The organism is uncultured Salegentibacter sp. (assembly GCF_963972535.1).
Lineage (GTDB): Bacteria > Bacteroidota > Bacteroidia > Flavobacteriales > Flavobacteriaceae > Salegentibacter.
In genome coordinates this window covers 1-5,075 of sequence record NZ_CAXAVR010000151.1, presented here as the reverse complement: position 1 = coordinate 5,075, position 5,075 = coordinate 1, and the positions used below count along the sequence as shown (strand labels likewise).

Below are 5,075 nucleotides of genomic sequence, written 5' to 3'. Positions count from 1 at the left end.
CCGTCTATTTTGCTTAAATCTTCTTTATCACCATAGGTTATTTTAGCGTAGGCGAGAGGATCGCCGGTTTGTTCGTTTACAATTCTTCCTCTTAGTTCTTGCTGAGCAAAAACATTAAAGGAAAAAAACAGAAAAATAAGCAATAACGGAGAACGCATAGGTTTTTCTGAATTATGAACAAATTGATTAATCACTAAAATAAAAAAGGCGGTTTGAGAAACTTATTGTCGTCAAGCTTTCCTTTCCCTACACTACGGGAGTATTCAGCTTCCAGTTTACTTCCTGAAACCAGTTCAGGATGACGATTTTAAAATTCTTCAAACAGCCTCTAAAATAACAAGAGAAAATGACTTTCTATTATATGGTCATAATTTCTTTTTCCTTGTTTTCCAGGATAGAATCTATACGGGAAATGTGGGCATCAGTCAATTCCTGAACCTCATTTTCAGCATCTCTAAGTAAATCTTCAGAAATATCAAGTTTCTTTAATTCGTTGTTGGCTGATTTTCGGTCGTTTCTTACTCCAATTTTGGCATCTTCCGCTTCAGCTTTTGCCTGTTTTGTAAGTTGCTTACGGCGTTCTTCAGTTAAAGGTGGTACATTTATAATCACACTCTCACCGTTGTTCATTGGGTTAAAACCAAGGTTTGCCAGCATTATTCCTTTTTCAATATCTTTAATCAGGCTTTTTTCAAAAGGCTGAATAGAAATAGTTCGGGCATCTGGTGTATTCACATTGGCAACCTGTTGAAGCGGGGTTCGAGCTCCATAATATTCTACCATTACACTTCCAAGCATCGCCGGGTTGGCTTTACCCGCCCGAATGTTTTGCAATTGTTTCTTTAAATGTTCAATTGCCTTGTCCATATTTTCCTTGGCGGTGTCTATAATAAATTCAATTTCGTCTTCCATTTTTAAAAAATATTAGTTGAGCGTAAATCTTTATAAATTAACTTTTGTACCTATTCTTTCTCCGGTCACTACTTTTAAAAGATTTCCGGGGGTATTCATATCAAAAACAATTATTGGGAGTTCATTTTCCTGGCTTAAGGTGAACGCGGTGGTATCCATCACTTTCAGACCTTTTCTAATTACATCGTCAAAAGAAATAAAATCGAATTTTGTAGCTTTTTTATCCTTTTCAGGGTCGGCATTGTAAATTCCGTCTACACGGGTTCCTTTTAAAATAACATCGGCGTGAATTTCAATAGCGCGTAAAACTGCAGCAGAATCTGTGGTGAAATAAGGATTTCCAGTTCCGCCTCCAAAAATTACCACGCGGCCTTTTTCTAAATGGCGCATAGCTTTTCTTCTAATAAAAGGTTCAGCAACTTCATTGATCTTTATAGCTGATTGTAACCTGGTTTGAACTCCGGCATCTTCCAGCGCACTTTGTAAAGCTAAACCGTTAATTACGGTGGCAAGCATTCCCATATGGTCTCCCTGCACCCGGTCCATTCCTTTACTTGCACCGGCAACTCCTCTAAAAATATTTCCGCCGCCTATAACAATGGCTACTTCTATTCCTTTATCGGTCACTTCTTTAATCTCTTCGGCATATTCTGCCAGCCGATCGGGATCTATGCCATATTGGCGTTGTCCCATTAATGCTTCTCCCGATAATTTTAAAAGTATTCTTTTGTAATGCATAGCCTTTTTGTAGTGATTGGTGCAAATATAGGTAATATCTTAAATTGTAAAATAACATATTCACAATCAATCTTCCGCTAATTACCAATTTTTTTATTGGAGTCTAAGTTTCATTTCAGTTAAAATTCTTTGAGTTTATTTTAAAATGTCAAGTCTTAATTGAAAATACAAATGGCGAGGTTTTTGCTATCTTTGGGTTAATTAAACAGAAAAGAAAATGTTAGGATATTATATTATTGCAGGGCTCATTTTTATAGTGAGTATGTATGTGAGTAATAAACTGAAGAGTAAATTTAAAAAGTACTCTAAAGTTCATTTACAAAACGGAATGAGTGGAAAAGAGCTCGCCGAAAAAATGTTAAGAGACAACAATATTACCGATGTAAAAGTAATTTCTACACCGGGAATGTTGACCGATCATTACAATCCGCAGAAAAAAACAATTAACCTTTCTGAAGGGGTTTATAGCCAAAGAAATGCTGCTGCCGCTGCCGTGGCAACACACGAAACCGGTCATGCTATTCAGCATGCTAATGCTTATAGCTGGTTAACCATGAGAAGCCAGTTGGTGCCGGTGGTAAGTATAGCCTCAAGATTTTCCCAATGGGTGATTTTTGGAGGATTAATCTTAATGGCCACTACGGCTATAGGAAGCACCGTTTTACTTATTGGAATTATCATGTTTGGAATGGGAACCTTATTCAGTTTTATAACTTTACCCGTAGAATATGATGCGAGTAAGCGCGCTTTAGCCTGGTTAGAAACCGAAAATATGGTTTCTGGACCGGAACATGAAGCTGCCGAAGATTCCCTAAAATGGGCAGCAAGAACTTATGTGGTTGCCGCGGTTGGTTCTTTAGCAACTTTGCTTTACTTTCTTAGTATTTATATGGGAAGAGATTAATATTGAAAATATTTCTTCGGAAAATTTTATAAAAGAAAACCCGCTTCAACTGAAGCGGGTTTTTTAATTTAATGATCCTGAAATAAATTCAGGATGATGCGTATTTTCTTATAAAAATCTATTCGGCACGTTTGTCTCTAATTTGCGGGATGCGCTCATCTAATAATTTAAGACCCAGGCCTTCGGTGCCCATATGATCAAATAACTCTAGCGCACGGCGCATTGTTTGCTCTTCTTCCATTTGCTCTGCTATAAACCACTGTAGAAAATACTCCGTAGTATAATCGTTTAATTTTCGGCATTTACCTACAATATTGTGAATTGCTTTGGTAATAGCAATTTCCTGGTCTAAAGCCGTTTCAAAGATTTCTTCCAAAGATTTAAAATCGTGATTTACACCACTAACTTCTGGAGAATACGCGGTACCACCATTATCGTTAATAAATCTAAAGATCTTCATCATATGATCTCTTTCTTCTGCAGCTTGCTCGTAAAAGAAATCGGCACTATAAGAAAGGGCATTGTGATCGCACCAGGAAGCCATAGCTAAATAAGCTGATGACGAATGTGCTTCTTTTTCAATTTGTTTATTTAAAAGATCCATGACATCTACATGGATACTTAAATTTTGTCTTACTAAATCTTTCATTTTCTTATATTTTTAATGCTATAAATGGCCGGTAAAGGCTTACTTCACCAGATTTGTACTTAACCATTTTTTGCGACCAGCATTGTGCTGGTTTATTAGTCATTTTCTATAAAATTAGCCAAATAGGCGGTAAGAACCTAATTAGGAATAGAATTTAGAAATAGTCTAAAGTGAAATAGATTAAACGGAAGTGGTAAGCAGGGAATTAAGTTCAAGCATAGCAAAAGAACCGGTAATAAATTCTTTAAGATCTATACATTCTAAAGTATTAAAAACAAAGAAGTGTTGCCTATTGCATAGCATAAGCATTTCTAACCCGTGCGGGTTTTGCCCATTAAAATGAGAATCCAGGTCAATTTCTTTAACTTGCTGTCTAAACGCTAAAAACTGGCAAAAACCAAGCTGAATGGTTTTATGCGGAAATTCAATAAAAAAGCATCGCTGCTTATCACATTGATAAGAAGTAAAGAATTGAGACTGGTGTAATACTTTCATACTGCAGCCAAAATTAATTCTTATTTAGAATAAACCCAAAGAATATTAAATTTTGATTTGCCTTTTTATTTGTTGATTTAACGAAATAAAGGTTTCGGTTCTTGAAACCCCTTCTATAGCCTGAATATCTTTGTTGAGTACATTCATTAAATGCTCGTTATCTCTACATAATATTTTGATGAAAATAGACCAATTCCCGGTGGTGTAATGGCATTCAATTACTTCAGGAATTCGGCTTAGTTGTTTTACAGCCTGCGGGTTACTAACTGCTTTATCTAAGTAAACCCCTACAAAGGCCATAGTTTTATAGCCCAACTTGCGGGGGTTTATCATAAGTTTAGAGCCTTCAATTAAACCTGCTTTTTCCAATTTGCGTAAACGCTGGTGAACTGCTGCACCGGTGATCCCGATATTCCTGGCAATTTCTAAGATAGATTTTTTGGCATCTTCCATTAAGAAATTCAGGATGGTTTTATCTATACCATCTATAACAACAGTCTCGTTTACAACTTTCATTTGGGAGGTTTATTGGTTAAAGAGCTAAAGTAGCAAATTGAATTCAAAAATTTAATTTCCTACTTCTCCAAAAGGGTTATAACCCAAATATTCGGTCTCTTTTTCTTTAAAAACAATATCGTGTTTCTCTAATTCTTTTAGAATGGGTTCATAAACTTCTTTTTTAATAGGAAGCTGAACTCCGGGTGTGGTTATTTCGCCCTTTAAGATTTTTAAAGTAGCTATGGCTACAGGAAGCCCCACGGTTTTTGCCATGGCAGTTTCAGTTTGGTCTTTCCCAATGTGCACCATAGTTGAATCTATCTGTTTTTTCTCGCCTTTTAATTCGTAACCAAATTTATGGTACATTACAATCATATCCTTATCGTCTGGGGCCAGGCTCCATTTATCCATTAAGATCTCCTGTAGGGCTTGGGCAGGAGTAGCTTCTTTAATTCCAATTTTTTTGTCTTTATTGAATAAGTCCAGTTCCAAAAGTTTTTCCCACATAAGATCGTCCTGATCTATTTTTAAATTATGCCGAAGTTTAAGTTCTACAGTATCGGTAGGAGAATAAGGCAGAAAGGAATTCACAAAATCACGATAGCTCATATTTTCTGAATCTTTCATTTTAAAACTATCGTCAGTCATTCCAAGTTGCACAAACATATTCCACGCACGGCTGAAGCCAACCCGCCTAATGGTACCGCGGTAAAGTGTAAGTACATCTTCCAGGCCGTAAATGCTCATATAGTCTAGCGAATTTCTATTCGCATAACCTTCAAATTTGCCGTAACCTTCAATGTGAAGAAACTCGGTTCTTCTAAATAAACGGTGATAAGGAATGTATTTATATTTTCCTTCCTGTATAAACTCGGCCAC

7 protein-coding genes are annotated in these 5,075 nt (G+C 36.3%); 1 reads left to right on the top strand and 6 read right to left on the bottom strand.

Annotated features, from left to right (window positions below; translation table 11 throughout):
• Positions 1-357: 357 nt before the first annotated feature.
• Together frr and pyrH are read right to left on the bottom strand one after the other, a co-directional pair.
• Positions 358-912 carry a ribosome recycling factor gene (gene frr / locus AACZ30_RS12850; protein WP_339649823.1) on the bottom strand — a complete coding sequence of 185 codons (555 nt, stop codon included), beginning with the start codon at positions 910-912 and terminating at the stop codon, positions 358-360.
• A 30-nt stretch (positions 913-942) separates the two neighbouring features.
• Complete coding sequence (gene pyrH / locus AACZ30_RS12845; RefSeq protein ID WP_208223177.1) at positions 943-1,650, bottom strand: UMP kinase; 708 nt, start codon at positions 1,648-1,650, stop codon at positions 943-945.
• 217 nt (positions 1,651-1,867) lie between these two features.
• On the opposite strand from pyrH, the gene AACZ30_RS12840 reads away from it, so the two are divergent.
• Positions 1,868-2,554 (top strand): zinc metallopeptidase, encoded by a 687-nt coding sequence (locus AACZ30_RS12840; protein WP_075325114.1) that lies wholly within the window; start codon positions 1,868-1,870, stop codon positions 2,552-2,554.
• Positions 2,555-2,672: 118 nt separating this feature from the next.
• Here AACZ30_RS12840 and AACZ30_RS12835 read toward each other — a convergent pair whose 3' ends face one another.
• From AACZ30_RS12835 to AACZ30_RS12820, 4 genes are all read right to left on the bottom strand, one after another.
• Positions 2,673-3,203 carry a ferritin gene (locus AACZ30_RS12835; protein WP_339649819.1) on the bottom strand — a complete coding sequence of 177 codons (531 nt, stop codon included), beginning with the start codon at positions 3,201-3,203 and terminating at the stop codon, positions 2,673-2,675.
• Positions 3,204-3,383: 180 nt separating this feature from the next.
• Positions 3,384-3,698 (bottom strand): hypothetical protein, encoded by a 315-nt coding sequence (locus AACZ30_RS12830; protein WP_079735169.1) that lies wholly within the window; start codon positions 3,696-3,698, stop codon positions 3,384-3,386.
• Positions 3,699-3,743: 45 nt separating this feature from the next.
• The gene (locus tag AACZ30_RS12825; RefSeq protein WP_075325112.1) at positions 3,744-4,214 is read right to left on the bottom strand and encodes an Lrp/AsnC ligand binding domain-containing protein; all 471 of its coding nucleotides are present in this window, start codon (positions 4,212-4,214) and stop codon (positions 3,744-3,746) included.
• Positions 4,215-4,265: 51 nt separating this feature from the next.
• Positions 4,266-5,075, bottom strand: an 810-nt coding sequence (locus AACZ30_RS12820; RefSeq protein ID WP_339649816.1) for a saccharopine dehydrogenase C-terminal domain-containing protein, incomplete at its 5' end; no start/stop codon positions are given.

Bases quoted from the DNA above. Each gene is read 5' to 3' on its own strand.
- frr (WP_339649823.1), bottom strand. From the start codon at position 912: ATGGAAGACGAAATTGAATTTATTATAGACACCGCCAAGGAAAATATG.
- pyrH (WP_208223177.1), bottom strand. From the start codon at position 1,650: ATGCATTACAAAAGAATACTTTTAAAATTATCGGGAGAAGCATTAATG.
- AACZ30_RS12840 (WP_075325114.1), top strand. From the start codon at position 1,868: ATGTTAGGATATTATATTATTGCAGGGCTCATTTTTATAGTGAGTATG.
- AACZ30_RS12835 (WP_339649819.1), bottom strand. From the start codon at position 3,203: ATGAAAGATTTAGTAAGACAAAATTTAAGTATCCATGTAGATGTCATG.
- AACZ30_RS12830 (WP_079735169.1), bottom strand. From the start codon at position 3,698: ATGAAAGTATTACACCAGTCTCAATTCTTTACTTCTTATCAATGTGAT.
- AACZ30_RS12825 (WP_075325112.1), bottom strand. From the start codon at position 4,214: ATGAAAGTTGTAAACGAGACTGTTGTTATAGATGGTATAGATAAAACC.